This window comes from Viridibacillus sp. FSL H8-0110, from assembly GCF_038003565.1.
Lineage (GTDB): Bacteria > Bacillota > Bacilli > Bacillales_A > Planococcaceae > Viridibacillus > Viridibacillus arenosi.
Genome location: NZ_JBBOPJ010000001.1, coordinates 986,074 through 1,002,680, shown reverse-complemented (window position 1 = coordinate 1,002,680; position 16,607 = coordinate 986,074). Strand labels below are relative to the sequence as shown.

The following is a 16,607-nucleotide window of genomic DNA, read 5'->3' as shown; positions in this document are numbered from 1 at the left end:
TAAGGGCGTTACTAACAGAAAAAACAGACATATATTCACAATTAATTGCAGTTTTTTCTACTCTTAAACAAAAAAACCCTTTCTAGTACACTACTAGAAAGGGGAATATTATATTAAAATTAAGCGTTTACAGAAGCCTTAAGAGCAGATGCAACTTTTTTCGTTAAATCTACAACACGAGTTGAATATCCCCACTCGTTATCGTACCAAGCAAGTACCTTCACTTTACGACTACCAATTACCATTGTAGTTAGGCCATCGATTGTAGCTGATGCTGGGTTTGTATTAAAATCCACTGATACCAATGGTTCCATTGTGAAGTCTAAGATTCCTTTTAGAGAACCAGCTGATGCTGCTTTGAACGCTTCATTCACTTCTTCAACCGTAACATCTTTGTTTAAATCTACTACTAAATCTACTAACGAAACGTTTGGTGTTGGAACACGAAGTGCCATACCATGTAACTTGCCTTCTAGTTCTGGTAATACTAGAGTTAGAGCTTTGGCAGCTCCTGTTGAAGTAGGAATAATTGAAGCCGCACATGCACGAGCACGACGTAAGTCTTTATGTGGATTATCAATATTTTTTTGATCATTTGTATATGAATGAACAGTTGTCATTAAGCCATTTTCAATACCAAAAGTATCATTTAATACTTTTGCAACTGGTGCAAGACAGTTTGTAGTACAACTTGCATTTGATATTACATCATGTTTTGAAAGGTCTAATTTTTCATCATTAACACCCATTACAATTGTTACATCTTCATTTTTCCCAGGTGCTGTTAAAATAACTTTATTAGCTCCTGCTTCTAGATGCAATGCTGCTTTTTCACGAGCATTGAATTTACCTGTTGCTTCGATAACGATATCAATATTCATTTCTTTCCAAGGTAAGTTCAAAGGATCACGTTCACTAATAAGTTCAACACGTTTGCCGTTTATGATTAGGGCTTTTTCTTCAAATTGAACATCCCCATCAAATTTCCCGTGATTTGTGTCATACTTAATCAAATGTGCTAACGTTTCAGCTGGGTAACTAGCATTAATTGCAACAATATTTAAATCATCTTGAAGTATCGCTTGACGGAACACCATGCGACCAATACGGCCAAATCCGTTAATAGCAATAGAAACTGTCATGAATAATATCCTCCTGTAATTGCGTTATACTTATTTTATTAATTCGAAAATTAGTATAACACATTTTGAGGAAAGTAAAACCTATTATGATGAACATTTAAAAGTTAGTGAATTCTGATTTTTCTAAAATACCCTATTTGAGTACATTCCACTTACCTAATATTTTATACAATTGCTCCCTCGTTGATTCAAGCGAGTTATTGTTATATATAACTGCATCAGCGCCTTTTTCTTTTTCAGATAACGGTAGTTGAGAACTAATTCTCGCCATAGCTTCTTTTTCAGATAAATTATTACGTTCCATTAAACGTTTTAATTGTGTTTCTTCTGTGACAGTTACAACTAAAATCTTCTCTACGAAATGTTGAAGGCGACTTTCAAATAATAATGGAATATCCATCACTATATCTTTTGAACCGTTTTCTAATAACTCATCACGTTGACGAAGCATTTCTTGGCGAATAGCCGGATGTATAATATCATTTAACGTTTTACGTGCTGCAGGTTCATGGAAGATAATACTCCCTAGTTTAGGACGATCTAGAGTACCATCATCCAGCAACACTTCTTCGCCAAATGCTTCTACTATTTGTTTTAGCGTTTCTGTTCCAGGTTCAACTACTACTCGGGCTACTAAATCAGCATCAATAATTGGTAAATGTAACTCTTTTAGCATTTCTGCCACTGTACTTTTACCACTCGCAATACTTCCAGTTAATCCAATAATCATCTATATCACACCTTTAATGTTGGCAATTTGGGCAATAAACTGAGTTTCTGCCACTAATTATCTTTTGTTTAGTATCTCCATTACAAGTCGGACAAGTCTTTTTCCCATACATTTTCAAACGATGTTGCATACTGCCTGCTTCACCATTAATATTTCTGTAATCTGAAATGGTCGAGCCGCCAACATCAATACTTTCTTGCAAAACATGAACAATTGTCTCAAAAAGTTCGATTTTACGTTGTTGACTAATTCGTGACAATTTACGAGCTGGATGAATATTCATCTTAAACAGCACTTCTGTCGCATATATATTCCCGCAACCTGCAATCACATGCCCATCCATAATTACTTCTTTAACTGCCTTATTTGCATACTTCGGCAGATTTGCTCTCTCAAGAAAATGAGGTAGTGCTTCATCTGAAAAAGGTTCAGGTGCCATTTCAAGTAGTGGCGGATGCTCTGCTAGCTCATGCAAAAAGCGCATTTCACCAAAACGACGAATATCCGAATAAACAAGCCAATTGTCATCATCGAATTGGATTAAGACATGCGCATGCTTTAGAAATTTCTCTTCTGTAATATCACTAAGTTGCGATACATGGAACCATGCGCCCGTCATCCCTAAATGGTTGACGAGCAAATATGGATTCCCTTCTTTCTCCAGATGAAAAAAAATATATTTTGAGCGACGTTCAATGCTTTTAATAGTCATTCCTTCAATTGCTTGTTGGAAAGAATCAGGATCAACTGCTTTTATAATACACTCTTTACCTTGCTCTTTCGCTTGTTTAATAATCTTTGAAATCGTCACATGATGAATCGTTTTACCGGTAACGACCGGTTGTAATGAACGCACAACACCTTCTACTTCTGGTAATTCTGGCATGCGATCACTCCTTTATTTTGTATCATACCAAGTTGGGCCAAATGCAAAATCGGCTCTCAATGGTACATTTAGTTCAAATGCTTTCCCCATCACTTCTGGAACTAGTTTTTCAAGAATAGCAATTTCCTCTTTTGGTGCTTCGAAAATTAACTCATCATGTACTTGCAGAAGCATTTTCGTTTGTAAATTTTGTTCTTTTAATGCTGCTGCCATATCTATCATTGCTTTTTTTATAATATCGGCAGCACTACCTTGAATTGGGGTATTCATAGCAGTACGTTCAGCAAAGCTACGCAAATTGAAGTTTGAACTTTTCAGGTCTGGCAAATAGCGACGTCGATTTAACATAGTCGTCACATAGCCCTGTTGCTTCGCTTCTTCCACGATATTTTTCATATAGTCCTGTACACCTGGAAAGCTAGCGAAATAACGTTCAATGAAATCTGCCGCCTCTTTACGTGTAATATCTAAGTTTTGAGATAGACCGTAATCACTAATTCCATAAACAATTCCAAAGTTAACTGCTTTTGCTGCACGACGCATATCCGATGTTACTTCCTCTTCTGCTACGTGGAATACATTCATTGCTGTATTCGTATGAATATCTAAACCATTTTGGAATGCATTGATTAAGTTTTCGTCACCACACATATGAGCTAATACACGTAACTCAATTTGCGAATAATCTGCTGCAAAAAGAAGCCATTCTGGATTTGAAGGAACAAATGCTTGGCGAATTTTACGGCCCTCTTCAAGTCTTACAGGAATGTTTTGCAAATTCGGATCTGTAGAACTTAAGCGCCCTGTTGATGTTAACGCTTGCTGGAATCTTGTATGAATTTTTTGATCTTCTTCGTGGATTTCTTTTAATAATCCTTCTATATAGGTTGATTGTAACTTCCCAAGCTGACGGTACTGTAAAATATGACGAATAATTTCGTGTTCTGGCTCTAATTTTTCTAATACATCCGCTGCAGTTGAATAGCCTGTTTTTGTTTTCTTAATAACAGGTAAACCCAATTTTTCGAACAGAATAACCCCCAGTTGTTTCGGTGAATTTATATTGAAGGCTTGGCCAGCAATTGAATAAATATCTTCTTCAATTGTTTTTAGTTTCGTTGTTAGATCATGCCCCATTTCAACAAGTCGTTCACGATCAACTGTGATACCTTCGCTTTCCATTTCACTTAATATCGCAGCAAGTGGTAACTCTAACTGTTTATACAGCTCAAATTGTTCATTTTCTCGAAGAAGTTGTTCTAATTTTGGCTGCAAGCTGAATACCGCATTGGCTTTACGACAAGCATGCTCCGCCACAGCTTCTATTGCCGGAGTCGCTTTCTTAGCACCTTTACCATATACATTGTCATTTGATAGAACATCAGTATAACCAAATTCTTTTGAAATCGTTGCAACATCATCGGAAGGAATAGCGGGATTTACAATATATGCAGCTAAGAGCATATCGAATTCCACCCCTGCTAATTTAATACCATCACGTAATAATGCGGCTTGTGCGGCTTTTGAATCAACCATAAACTTCTGCTTTGAAGCATCTTCTAACCATTCTTTTAATGATATTGAAGCCATTGCTTTGTCGTAAGGAATATAATAAGCTTGCTTGTCATCAACTAATGCAATACCAAATCTGTCGCAAGTATGATAGTGCTCATCAGCAAGTTCAATATGTACAGCCATCGCATCTTGTAACTGCTCTGCTGATACATCTTCTAATATAGAAAAAGTTAGTTCCTTTGTTGTTGTTGCTTCTGATTGAAATTCACTTTTTTCGATTAATGATTTAAAAGATAAATCTTGCCATAAAGAAAACAACTCATCTACATTTGGACCATCATACACTAATTCATCCAGTGTAATAGTAATAGGTGATTGACGATCAATCGTCGCTAACTGTTTACTCATTTTCGCTTGCTCTTCATTGGTCGTAAGTTTTTCTTTTAACTTTGCACCACTCACTTGTTCTACATTTTCATATAGTTCTTCGATTGTTGGATATTGTTTTAATAATTTGATAGCTGTTTTTTCACCGACACCAGGTACTCCTGGTATATTATCTGATGCATCACCCATTAGACCTTTCATATCAATAATTTGCTCTGGCGTTAAGCCATACTTTTCTTGAATATGATCCGGTGTATATTTTTCAATATCCGTCATGCCTTTACGTGTAATATAGACAGTTGTATTATCTGATGCAAGCTGCGTTAAGTCTTTATCTCCACTAACAACGATTACTTGTAGCTTTTGTTCTTCAGCTTGTTTACTCAAAGTACCGATAATATCATCCGCTTCGTACATTTCCAGTTCATATTGCTTAATACAATACGCATCTAATAATTTTCGCAAATACGGGAATTGCTCCGATAATTCAGGTGGTGTTTTCTGACGGCCACCTTTATATTCCCCGTAAGTAGAATGACGGAATGTTGTCTTACCAGCATCAAATGCCACAAGCATTTTCGTTGGTTTTTCCTCTTCTAATATTTTCTGTAACATCGTAGTAAAGCCATAAACGGCATTTGTATGAATACCGCTATCATTTGTTAATAGTGGTAAAGCAAAAAATGCTCGATATGCTAAGCTATTGCCATCTAAAAGTAGTAGCTTTTCCTTTGTCATATATACTCTCTCCTCTTACTTTTTCTCTATTTTGAGCTATTTGCTTTATATGTTATTATGCACGGAATTTCTTTTTTCCTAAACGTCAAAAAGCCGTCTCTCCCTTCTATCTTACCACGCGTGTAAGTAGAAAGGAAAATGACGACTGATGCAAATACGAAAAAATGTTCGTATTTTATAATTACTGTATTCAGCTCTTTAAATCCTAAAAAAAGAATCTAGGAAAACCTAGATTCTCACTTCCATAAACACTGGTTGAAGGGGGCTTCGAATATTATATTAACAAAGGATTATGAAGAGTATATATATAAATTGTAAATGTTGTGTTAATTTGGTTGTTTTGTCGGCAAAATAACACGCATTGTCGTTCCTTTACCAACTTCACTCTCCACTTGAATTTTACCATGGTGCGCCTCTATTAAATGCTTCACAATTGCAAGACCAAGACCTGTTCCACCAGAATTGCGACTACGTGCTCGATCAACACGGTAGAAACGTTCAAAAATTCTTGGAATTTCAGGTTTTTCAATTCCAATTCCCTCATCGATTATTTCAATGACGCCACTTTTGTTTTGTTCATATAATTTTACTTTGATTTTCGTATTCTCTGGTGAGTAAGTAGTCGCATTTGTCATTAAATTCATCACAACCTGGATTAGCCGGTTTGCATCACCTTCAACTACAACATCCTGCTCAATTTCCGCTTCGAAAGATATGTTTTTTTCCTCAAGACGTGGCACTGTCATTTCAGACGCCCTTACAATTACATCCTTTAAACTTGTACGTTCAATATTAACTGTAAAACCGTGCTTTTCAATTTTCGATAACTCTAGCAAATCTAAAATAAGCATCTGTAGGCGATTACTCTCTTTATTAATAATTTCTAAAAAGGATAATAATGTACCTTGTTCTTTGTAAGCACCGTCTAATAATGTTTCAGAAAAGCCTTTTATCGATGTAATAGGAGTACGTAATTCATGCGATACATTTGCTACAAAGTCCTTACGTATTTGCTCTAGCTTTTTCAATTCTGAAATATCGTGCATGATAATTACAATCCCTAGCCAGTGACCGTGCTCTCCTATTACAGGGGCTCCATATACTTCCATATGGTGGAATTCTTGTTGAATCTCTATTTGCATTTGTTTACGGTATGTTATTTCTGTCATAAAGACGTGGTCAACAAATTGTTCTAGCTCATTTGGTAATCCTAACTCACGGAAAACCTGTTTATAGACTGTACTATAGGGCACATCGAATAATTCTAAAAACGCTTTATTCACAATAGATACATGCCCTTCTTTCCCAATCATTATAAGTGCACTACCCATATTTTCTATCAGCGTCTTTAGACGCTCTTGCTCCATCTCGCGAATCATCATAATATCTTGCAAGTTTCGGGCAAGGACATTAACCGCATTACTTAGTTGTATTGTTGGTGATTCTACATTTTCAAATGCCCTTGCACGATAATTTCCTTTTGCCAACTCTAACGCTGTATTTGTTACATTATCTATAGGCTGAGCCAAATTCTTTATCAAGCGCGAAGTAACAACCATAAGTAGTATGAACGTTATAATCAAAGTGATAATAAGCATAATCCATAGGCGAATCCTTATATCCGAAAATTCATTTCCGCCAAAATCAAGCGGTAGGGCATTTATTATAGCCTGTTCTTGATCTGCAGTTAAATCAATTCTTTGCTTTTCTATTGCACGTAAAATATTGTCATGTGATCGGATAGAATTAGAGCGTATAGAATCCTCTACATATACAGGAAAAAGCTGGCCTAGTATAAAACCAAGACCAGCTAGAGCTGTACCATACAGAAATCCAAAAGCAATGAGCAACCTAGCTTTAAGAGATTTCATCATAGCTTCGGCTCCTCAAATTTATAGCCTAAACCTCTTATTGTTTTAATGAATTTTGGTTTGCGACTATTTTCTTCAATTTGTTCACGTAAGTGGCTAATGTGCACATCAACAATCCGCGTATCTCCTGCAAAATCATAATTCCATACAGCACTTAATAACTGATCGCGTGTTAACACACGATTTTTATTTTCTAATAAATAGACAAGTAGTTCAAATTCTTTTGGAGTGAATTCTAACACTTCCTCTCCTAAAAAAGCTTCAAACCGATCAGGGAGTACTTGCAGTTGTCCAAATGAATATGTTTGTTCAATATGCTCTTCTTCTTCCTTCACTACTTCTGTCACTTTAGAACGGCGTAATACCGCTTTAACCCTTGCCATTACTTCACGTGGACTGAATGGCTTTGTCATATAATCATCTGCTCCAAGCTCAAGACCAAGTACTTTATCAAACTCATCGTCTTTTGCTGTTAACATAATAATTGGTGTATTAATTTTTTTAATACGTAGCTCTTTGCAAACTTCCATGCCGTCCATTTTAGGTAACATTAAGTCTAACAATAGTAAATCCGGCTTTTCCAAAATTGCTTTGTGTAAGCCGTCTTTCCCATCATTTGCAATTACAACTTCATATCCTGCCTGTTGGAGATTGTATTGTAATAATGTTGCTATTGAAATTTCATCTTCTACTACAAGTATTTTATATGTCATGTTTTTTCCCCCGCAATTGATTTGAAACCCCCATTTCAAACCTTCGCTACTAGATTTCTTCTTTCTTATTTGCAGAATCATCTTGTTCACGATTCGGCGGATTTACTGTCACTCTACCTTGCATCACTATCAGGTCTTCATCATTACGTCCTTCAATATTCACAGTTACTTCGTTAAGCTTTACATTCACTTCGGTTACTTCAAGTAAAATATGAATCGTATCATAATGATATACCGGTTGCGGATATTCAAATTGTTGCGAAGTAATATAAGAACCAGGACCTGGAATATATTTTGAAATAGCTGATGTTACCACACCATTCAACATGATTGTAGGTACTACAGGTTTTTGAAAACTAGTCTGTGAGGTAAAGTCATGTTGTATGTATAGAGGATTACTGTCATTGGTTAAGCCGAGATATAATAGTAAGTCTTTATCTTCGATTTTCTCCGTTAGCTGTAATGATTCGCCAACAGACAACTCTTCAATTTTTTTACCTAACTTTCCCTTCTTGCCAAGTAACACAATATTCCCCCTTAAATAATTTGTTATTTCAATAGTATCAATAATCAGTAAAAAAAGACAGTGTGATTGCATACATATATCATATTATCTGAACTTTTTTATACCAGAAAAAAAACGAGTAGGTAACAACCTGCTCGTTAATAAAAGTATGTTAAGCAAGAACTTTCATAACGTTTTTAACTGCTTCTGCAGAGTTATCTAAAGCTGCTTTTTCTTCAGTTGTTAAGTCCAATTCAATAATTCTCTCGATACCGTTAGCACCAAGAATAGTTGGTACACCAAGGTAGATATCATTGTAACCATATTCGCCTTCTAAGTAAGCGATTGATGGTAATACACGACGTTGGTCTTTAATTATTGCTTCAGCCATTTCAATTAAAGCTGCAGCTGGAGCATAGTAAGCAGAACCATTACCAAGAAGGTTTACGATTTCAGCACCACCGTTACGAGTACGATCAACGATCTCTTCTAAACGCTCAGGAGCGATTAGTTTTTCTAGTGGAATACCACCTGCAAATGAGTAGCGAGTAAGTGGAACCATAGTGTCACCATGACCACCAAGTACAACACCAGTAATATCTTTTACTGAGATGTTTAGCTCTTCAGCGATGAATGAACGGAAACGAGCTGAATCAAGAACACCCGATTGACCGATTACGCGGTTTTTAGGGAACCCAGATTCTTTGTAAACTGTGTAAGTCATTGCATCAACTGGATTTGTTAAAACGATAATTGTTGCTTTTGGAGAGTATTTTACAATTTCTTTTGTTACTGCTTTCATAACGCCTTGATTGATTAGAACTAAATCATCACGACTCATTCCTGGCTTACGAGCAACACCAGCAGTAATGATTACTACGTCAGAATCAGCAGTATCAGCATAATCAGAAGTACCCTTTACACGTGCGTCAAAACCTTGTACCGGAGAAGCTTCGAACATGTCTAGAGCTTTACCTTTTGTTGGGTTTTCAGCTTGTGGAATATCTACTAATACAACATCACCAAGTTCTTTTTGTGCAGCTAAGAAAGCAGATGTAGCGCCAGTGAAGCCCCCGCCAATTACAGAAATTTTACTACGTTTCAAAGTCATTCGAATACACTCCTTTGATAATAAATATAAAGAGGGAAAAGGGAAAAAATTCCCAATCCCCTCATTCATCGAATCTAATTATTACAGGTTTTTAATTAATTCGTCAGCAAATGCAGAACATTTTACTTCTGTAGCGCCGTCCATTAGACGAGCAAAGTCGTAAGTTACAACTTTAGAAGCAATTGTTTTTTCTACTGAAGCAGTTACTAAATCTGCAGCTTCTTTCCAGCCTAGGTGTTCAAGCATAAGAACGCCAGAAAGTAATACTGAAGATGGATTTACTTTATCTTGTCCAGCATATTTTGGTGCTGTTCCGTGAGTAGCTTCAAAGATCGCATGTCCACTAACATAGTTAATGTTAGCTCCTGGAGCGATACCGATACCACCAACTTGAGCAGCTAATGCGTCAGAGATGTAGTCACCGTTTAAGTTCATAGTTGCTACAACATCAAACTCTTTTGGACGAGTTAAGATTTGTTGTAAGAAGATATCAGCAATCGAATCTTTTACTAAGATTTTACCAGCAGCAAGTGCTTCTGCTTGTGCTTTATCAGCAGCTTCAGCGCCTTCAGCTTCTTTGATTGCATCATATTGATTCCAAGTGAATGTTTGGTCAGCAAATTCAGTTTCAGCTAATTCGTAACCCCAAGTTTTGAATCCACCTTCAGTGAACTTCATGATGTTACCTTTGTGTACTAAAGTTAAAGATTCGCGTTTTTCAGTAATAGCATAGTTAATAGCTGCGCGAACTAAACGTTGTGTACCTTCTTTAGATATTGGTTTAATACCGATACCTGAAGTTTCTGGGAAACGGATTTTGTTAACACCCATTTCAGTTTGAAGGAAGTTGATAAGTTTTTTAACTTCATCTGAACCTTCAGCATATTCAATACCAGCATAGATATCTTCTGTATTTTCACGGAAAATAACCATATCAGTGTCTTCAGGACGTTTAACTGGAGAAGGAACACCTTCGAAGTAACGTACAGGACGTAAACAAACATAAAGGTCAAGTTGTTGACGTAATGCTACGTTTAGAGAACGGATACCGCCACCGATTGGTGTAGTAAGAGGTCCTTTAATTGCGATTAAGTATTCATTGATAGCGTCAAGAGTTGCTTGTGGTAACCATTCGCCAGTTTGGTCGAATGCTTTTTGTCCAGCAAGTACTTCTTTCCACTCGATAGATTTTTCGCCATTGTAAGCTTGTTTTACTGCTGCATCGATTACGCGTGATGCTGCTGCCCAAATATCTGGACCGATTCCGTCACCTTCGATGAATGGGATGATTGGATTGTTTGGTACTTTAAGTACGCCATTTTCAACTACGATTTTACCGTTAGACATGAACTTATTGCCTCCTAATATTCATAATCAAAGGGCAGGTGCCAAAACCTAGCACCGCCCTTGACTTTTTTATTATACCAATTATCTTTCGTTTACAGGTACATATTTTTGCATTCCTGGTCCAACATACTCTGCACGTGGACGAATTAAACGATTGTTAGCATATTGTTCGAAGATATGAGCTACCCATCCAGATACGCGTGAAACTGCGAAGATTGGAGTGAATAAATCGTGATCGATACCTAATGAATGGTATACAGATGCTGAATAGAAATCTACGTTTGGTGGTAGATTTTTTTGTCCAGTCACCATTTCGTGGATTTTCACTGACATTTCATAATATTCAGGCTGTCCAGTTAATTTAGTTAACTTTTCAGACATAACTTTTAAGTGTGGAGCACGTGGGTCACCTTTGCGGTATACGCGGTGTCCGAAGCCCATGATTTTAACTTTGTTAGCTAATTTATCGTTGATATAATCTTCAACTTTATCAACTGAACCAATTTCAGAAAGCATTTTCATTACTTGTTCGTTAGCGCCACCATGTAAAGGACCTTTAAGTGCGCCAATTGCAGCTGTAACACCTGAATATACATCAGATAATGTTGCTACACATACACGAGCAGTAAATGTAGATGCGTTTAATTCGTGGTCAGCATGTAATACTAATGCTTTGTTGAATGCTTCAACAGCGATAGCTTCTGGTTCTTTACCAGATAACATATAAAGGAAGTTTGCAGCGTAGCTTAGCTCTTTTTTAGGTGCTACTGGTTCTAAACCTGCGCGAATACGAGAGAACGCAGTTACAACAGTAGAAATTCTAGCTTGCAACTTGATTGCTTTACGATAGTTTGCTTCGTCAGACATATCCTCAGCATCTTCATCATATAAAGCTAGTAAAGAAACTGCTGTGCGTAATGCAGCCATTGGGTGAACAGATTTGATGTCATAAGTTTTAAAGTGATCTAATACCGCTTGTGGCACTTCCATATTGTCAGCTAATTGTTGTTTCAATTCAGCTAATTCGTCTGCTTTAGGAAGACGTGTGTGCCATAGTAAGTAAACTACCTCTTCAAAAGATGCATTGTCTGCTAAGTCATCAATATTGTAGCCAACATATGTAAGAGTATCATCAATTATAGAACTGATTTTAGTCTCTGCTGCTACGACACCTTCTAATCCGCGTGTTGCTGTCATAATATATCGCTCCTTCTCCAAATGTATTAGATAGCATTCACAAAATTACATAAATGCAACCTACGTTTTTTCGATATGAACCTATAAGTAAATCGCTTACATTGCTATTATAATAAATTTTGACGGCTTTGTGAATGAAAAGGCCGTATTTCGTTTAAAAAACAAAATTTAGACAGAAATATCGCATTTTGTAGAAAAAAATTAACATTAACTAGGATGAAAAAATCACATTTTTTAAAGGATGATGTTTTGTTACAAGAAAAAATCAAAAAATCTACCATGTACCGAATCCAATTATTCGTACTAATTGCTCTACTATTAGTGTTGTGTTGGTTAGTTTTACCTGTAGCTCTTGCGATTTTAACTGCTTATTTCGCATATCCATTACTAAAGTATTTGATCACAATATTAAAACTGCCTAAATGGCTTGCAGCATTAACTACTGAAGTTATTATTTTATCCACTTTTATCGCAACTATACTTTTTTTAACTTCTGTTTTAATCGAAACTTTACCAGAGATTAAACGCATAATTACCCAAGTTGAGTTTTTCTCTAATATGCAATCAATGCTACTTCTGAATCTGCAAGAGAAATTTGTTTCCCTAGTAGATATGGCTATGGAATCGCTCGTAAATATTGTGCAATCCACCTTCCATAATCTAATTAATTTTACTTTTTATCTAGTAGCCTTATATTTTGCTTTATATGAAACAAGCAGGAATAGACTATGGTTCTTTATCTATTTACCTGCTCGATTTAGAAAGCCTATTCAACGAGTTTATGAAGAAGCTTCTCAATTGTTCGGCTATTTCCTGTCAGTAGAATTACGTTTGTTACTCATGACATTTGCTCTTTTATCCGTTGGTTTAATGATACTTGGTTTTTCATTTCCTGTTGGAAAAGCATTACTCATCTCTGTGGCAGATAGTCTCCCCTTTTTAGGAATTGGTATCTTCCTTATTCCAATGAGCATATATTTTTTTATAACTGGTAATCAATTACTTTGCATATATCTATTGATTCTCTATGCGGTAATTCAGCTTTCAAGACAATTCGCTGAATCGTATATGTGGGCGTCAACTTTACATATCCGATCCGTTCACGCTTTTATGATAAGTGCCATTAGTTTATTGCTTTTTGGCATTGCAGGTATTTTAATTAGTCCATTCTTATTATTACTAGCTGTTAAATTAAGAAACCATCCTATTTTTGTATCAAAATAACTTGGCCGTTTTTCATCTTTTTACGTAGCCAATAATAAAGAAGTGGTTTAAAGAGATTTCTTGTGGGGCGAAAGACTAAAAGAAGACCAATAATATCAGATACAAAGCCTGGTAAGACTAAGAACATTCCCCCAATAAATATAAGTAAGCCATTAATCATGGCATTACCTGGTGGTTGTCCATTTTGTATCGCTTGTTGAATATCCTTAAAAGCTTTAACTCCTTGCGTTTTAGCTAAATAGATTCCTAATATACCAGTGACAATAATTAAGACTAGTGTATACATGGCACCAATTAGTTTTCCGGATATTAATACAACCGCGATTTCAATTATAGGAATCAGTAAAAGAAATAGTAGAATTTTACGCAATTTATTCACCTCTTTTTAAAAAACAACCTCAGCTCAAATGCGCTGAGGTTGTTTGTTTATTTATTACAAAATGCTTGAACGTCCGTAGTAGATAACTCCAGATACTGCATCGATTGATAACTCTTGTCCATCGCTAATCATTGTTGTAGCGTCTTTCACACCCACAATAACAGGAATACCTAGACTTAAGCCAACAACTGCAGCATGACTTGTTAGTCCACCTTCTTCAGTAATTAACCCTGCGCATTTAGAGATCGCTGGCATCATATCACGATCAGAACCAATCGTTACAATAATTTTACCTTCAGTATCTTGCGCTAGTGCTTGCTCAGCATTTCTGACAACTAAGGCTTTACCAATAGCAGCAGATTTACCAATGCCTTGACCTTTAGTAAGCATATCGCCAATTACATGCACTTTCATCAAGTTTGTAGTACCCGCTTCACCTACTGGTACACCAGCTGTAATTACAACTAGATCACCGTGGTGAACGTATCCTTTGTTCAAACTTTCTTGGACAGTTAGCTCTAAAATTTCATCCGTAGAACTTACTTTTGGTCCAACGATAGGGAATACACCCCATACAAGCGCTAGTTTACGACATGTTTGTTCTGATGATGTAACTGAAATAATCGGTACACCTGGACGATATTTGGCAATCATACGTGCTGTATGGCCACTCTCAGTTGGTGCTAAAATAGCTGAAACTTGTAAATTGAGTGAAGTGTATGCAACTGCTTGGCTAATTGCCTCAGTCATGCTAGCACCTTTCTCACGGCTACGTTTACTAACGATCGCACGGTGATCCAATGAATCCTCTATTCGATTAGCAATTTTATACATCGTTTTTACAGATTCTACCGGATAAAGTCCAGCTGCTGTTTCACCAGAAAGCATGATTGCATCTGTACCATCTAAAATAGCATTCGCTACGTCACTTGCTTCAGCTCGAGTAGGGCGAGGATTACGCTGCATTGAATCCAGCATTTGTGTTGCTGTAATAACCGGCTTTCCTACTGTGTTACATTTTTGGATTAGATTTTTTTGAACAATAGGTACTTCTTCTGCTGGAATTTCAACTCCAAGGTCACCACGAGCAACCATTAAACCGTCGGAAACTTGAATGATTTCATCGATATTATCGACACCTTCTTGATTCTCGATTTTCGGAATAATTTGGATATGTCCACCATTGTTATTTTCTAACAATTCACGGATTTCCAATACATCTGATGAACGACGCACAAATGAAGCAGCGATAAAGTCTACACCTTGTTCGATACCAAATAGAATATCTTGTGCATCCTTTTCTGTAATACCTGGTAATTGTACTGAAACGCCCGGTACATTCACGCCTTTTTTATTTTTTAGTTGGCCTGCATTTTCAACTACAGTATGAATTATTCCAGCCTCAGTATCTTTACCAGTAACACGTAATTCAATTAGGCCATCATCTAATAAAATGATTGAACCTTCTTCAACATCATCGATAAGTTTTTCGTACGTAATAGAGAAAATTTCTTTATTGCCAAGTACTTCTGTCATTGAAATATCAATTGTTTGACCTGTTACTAATTCTACAGCGTCATTTTCCATTGAATGCGTACGAATTTCAGGACCTTTTGTATCAAGCAAAATAGCCACAACTTGTCCAGTCTTTTTCGCTGCTTCACGAATGCTCTCGATTCTTGCTGCGTGTTCTTCATGACTACCATGCGAAAAATTCAAACGAGCTACGTTCATACCTGCTTCGATTAATTGCACTAAAATTTCTTGCGATTCACTAGCGGGACCAATAGTACATACAATTTTTGTTTTTCTCATTTTCTCGACCACTCCAATTTAATTAAATCGATAATTCTTTTGATAAAGTGTACATTGACAAGTCTGTATTACGTTCTTTCTTAAATGCCTCTGCTAAGTCATAGTCTACCACCACATGGTTTCTCATGCCAACTGCAAGACCGCCACGGTGCTCAATTAATAATTCTACTGCTCTCGCAGCAAAAGTACTTGCTAGTACACGGTCGCGTGCTGTCGGCGATCCGCCACGTTGGATATGACCTAAAACTGAAACTCTTGTTTCAATATTTTTTTCCGAAAGTTTTTTTGCCAAATCACTCGCAGACATAACACCTTCAGCAACAATAATAATACTGTGCTTTTTCCCTCTGTCATAACCTTGTTCTAAACGAGTGACAAGTTCGTCTAAATCATGTTGTACTTCAGGAATCAAAATCGTTTCAGCACCACCAGCTAGACCAGCCCATAAAGCTAAATCACCTGCATCACGACCCATTACTTCAATGATAAATGTTCGTTCATGAGATGTTGCTGTATCACGAATTTTATCAATACAATCAATTACAGTATTCAAAGCTGTATCAAAACCTATTGTATAATCTGTTCCTGGAATATCATTATCAATTGTTCCCGGCACGCCTACACAAGGGAAACCACGCTTCGTTAACTCCAAAGCCCCTCGATAAGAACCGTCCCCGCCGATAACAACTAACCCTTCGATACCATGCTTTTTCAACTGTTCAATTGCTTTAAGTTGTCCTTCTTCTGTTTTGAATTCTAGACAACGTGCAGAATGTAATTTCGTACCTCCACGTTGAATAATATCCCCTACAGAACCGCGATCTAAACTTTCAATTTGTCCTTCTATCAGCCCTTGATAGCCATAGTAAATACCTGCAACTTCTAAATCATGATATAAAGCTTTCCTGACAACTGCGCGGACAGCTGCATTCATGCCTGGTGCATCTCCACCACTTGTTAAAACACCAATTTTTTTCATATGATTCATTCCTCCTACAAGCGTCACTATTAAGACATTAACACGAAATAGTATTCTGTGTCAGTATT

At 36.7% G+C, this 16,607-nt stretch carries 14 protein-coding genes; 1 reads left to right on the top strand and 13 read right to left on the bottom strand.

The annotated features are described in order from the left end of the window. Positions 1-119: 119 nt before the first annotated feature. The 10 genes from MHH98_RS04980 to citZ all read right to left on the bottom strand — a co-directional run bounded on the left by MHH98_RS04980 (position 120) and on the right by citZ (position 12,142). Positions 120-1,142: a glyceraldehyde-3-phosphate dehydrogenase gene (locus MHH98_RS04980; RefSeq protein WP_038187741.1), complete on the bottom strand. Its 1,023-nt coding sequence runs from the start codon at positions 1,140-1,142 to the stop codon at positions 120-122. A gap of 133 nt (positions 1,143-1,275) precedes the next feature. Next, on the bottom strand, positions 1,276-1,872 hold the full coding sequence (gene coaE, locus MHH98_RS04975) for a dephospho-CoA kinase (protein ID WP_038187743.1): 597 nt from the start codon (positions 1,870-1,872) through the stop codon (positions 1,276-1,278). 13 nt (positions 1,873-1,885) lie between these two features. Next, the gene (gene mutM / locus MHH98_RS04970; protein WP_038187746.1) at positions 1,886-2,758 is read right to left on the bottom strand and encodes a bifunctional DNA-formamidopyrimidine glycosylase/DNA-(apurinic or apyrimidinic site) lyase; all 873 of its coding nucleotides are present in this window, start codon (positions 2,756-2,758) and stop codon (positions 1,886-1,888) included. A gap of 12 nt (positions 2,759-2,770) precedes the next feature. Then, entirely contained in the window at positions 2,771-5,398 is a 2,628-nt protein-coding gene (gene polA, locus MHH98_RS04965; RefSeq protein WP_038187748.1) for a DNA polymerase I, read from the bottom strand. A gap of 326 nt (positions 5,399-5,724) precedes the next feature. Further along, positions 5,725-7,269, bottom strand: coding sequence for a two-component system histidine kinase PnpS (gene pnpS / locus MHH98_RS04960; protein ID WP_038188370.1), 1,545 nt, complete (start codon positions 7,267-7,269; stop codon positions 5,725-5,727). Next, positions 7,269-7,982 carry a response regulator transcription factor gene (locus tag MHH98_RS04955; RefSeq protein ID WP_038187751.1) on the bottom strand — a complete coding sequence of 238 codons (714 nt, stop codon included), beginning with the start codon at positions 7,980-7,982 and terminating at the stop codon, positions 7,269-7,271. Before MHH98_RS04955 ends, pnpS begins: the two co-directional genes overlap by 1 nt. A 49-nt stretch (positions 7,983-8,031) precedes the next feature. Beyond that, a complete protein-coding gene (locus tag MHH98_RS04950; RefSeq protein WP_038187755.1) occupies positions 8,032-8,508 on the bottom strand; it encodes a MaoC/PaaZ C-terminal domain-containing protein in 477 nt (158 codons plus the stop codon). A gap of 151 nt (positions 8,509-8,659) precedes the next feature. Continuing rightward, on the bottom strand, positions 8,660-9,598 hold the full coding sequence (mdh, locus tag MHH98_RS04945) for a malate dehydrogenase (protein ID WP_038187758.1): 939 nt from the start codon (positions 9,596-9,598) through the stop codon (positions 8,660-8,662). Positions 9,599-9,679: 81 nt separating this feature from the next. Further along, a complete protein-coding gene (icd, locus tag MHH98_RS04940; protein WP_038187765.1) occupies positions 9,680-10,945 on the bottom strand; it encodes an NADP-dependent isocitrate dehydrogenase in 1,266 nt (421 codons plus the stop codon). Between the two features lie 81 nt (positions 10,946-11,026). Beyond that, the gene (gene citZ / locus MHH98_RS04935) at positions 11,027-12,142 is read right to left on the bottom strand and encodes a citrate synthase (protein WP_038187768.1); all 1,116 of its coding nucleotides are present in this window, start codon (positions 12,140-12,142) and stop codon (positions 11,027-11,029) included. Between the two features lie 249 nt (positions 12,143-12,391). Here citZ and MHH98_RS04930 point away from each other — a divergent pair, with 249 nt between their 5' ends. Then, positions 12,392-13,366, top strand: coding sequence for an AI-2E family transporter (locus MHH98_RS04930; RefSeq protein ID WP_051448783.1), 975 nt, complete (start codon positions 12,392-12,394; stop codon positions 13,364-13,366). On the opposite strand, the gene MHH98_RS04925 is transcribed toward MHH98_RS04930, so the two are convergent. The 3 genes from MHH98_RS04925 to pfkA form a co-directional block, all read right to left on the bottom strand. Then, complete coding sequence (locus tag MHH98_RS04925; protein ID WP_038187771.1) at positions 13,347-13,736, bottom strand: FxsA family protein; 390 nt, start codon at positions 13,734-13,736, stop codon at positions 13,347-13,349. The genes MHH98_RS04930 and MHH98_RS04925 overlap by 20 nt on opposite strands. Positions 13,737-13,799: 63 nt before the next feature. Continuing rightward, a complete protein-coding gene (gene pyk / locus MHH98_RS04920; protein WP_038187774.1) occupies positions 13,800-15,560 on the bottom strand; it encodes a pyruvate kinase in 1,761 nt (586 codons plus the stop codon). A gap of 22 nt (positions 15,561-15,582) precedes the next feature. Then, entirely contained in the window at positions 15,583-16,539 is a 957-nt protein-coding gene (gene pfkA, locus MHH98_RS04915) for a 6-phosphofructokinase (protein ID WP_038187784.1), read from the bottom strand. Between the last annotated feature and the right edge of the window lie 68 nt (positions 16,540-16,607).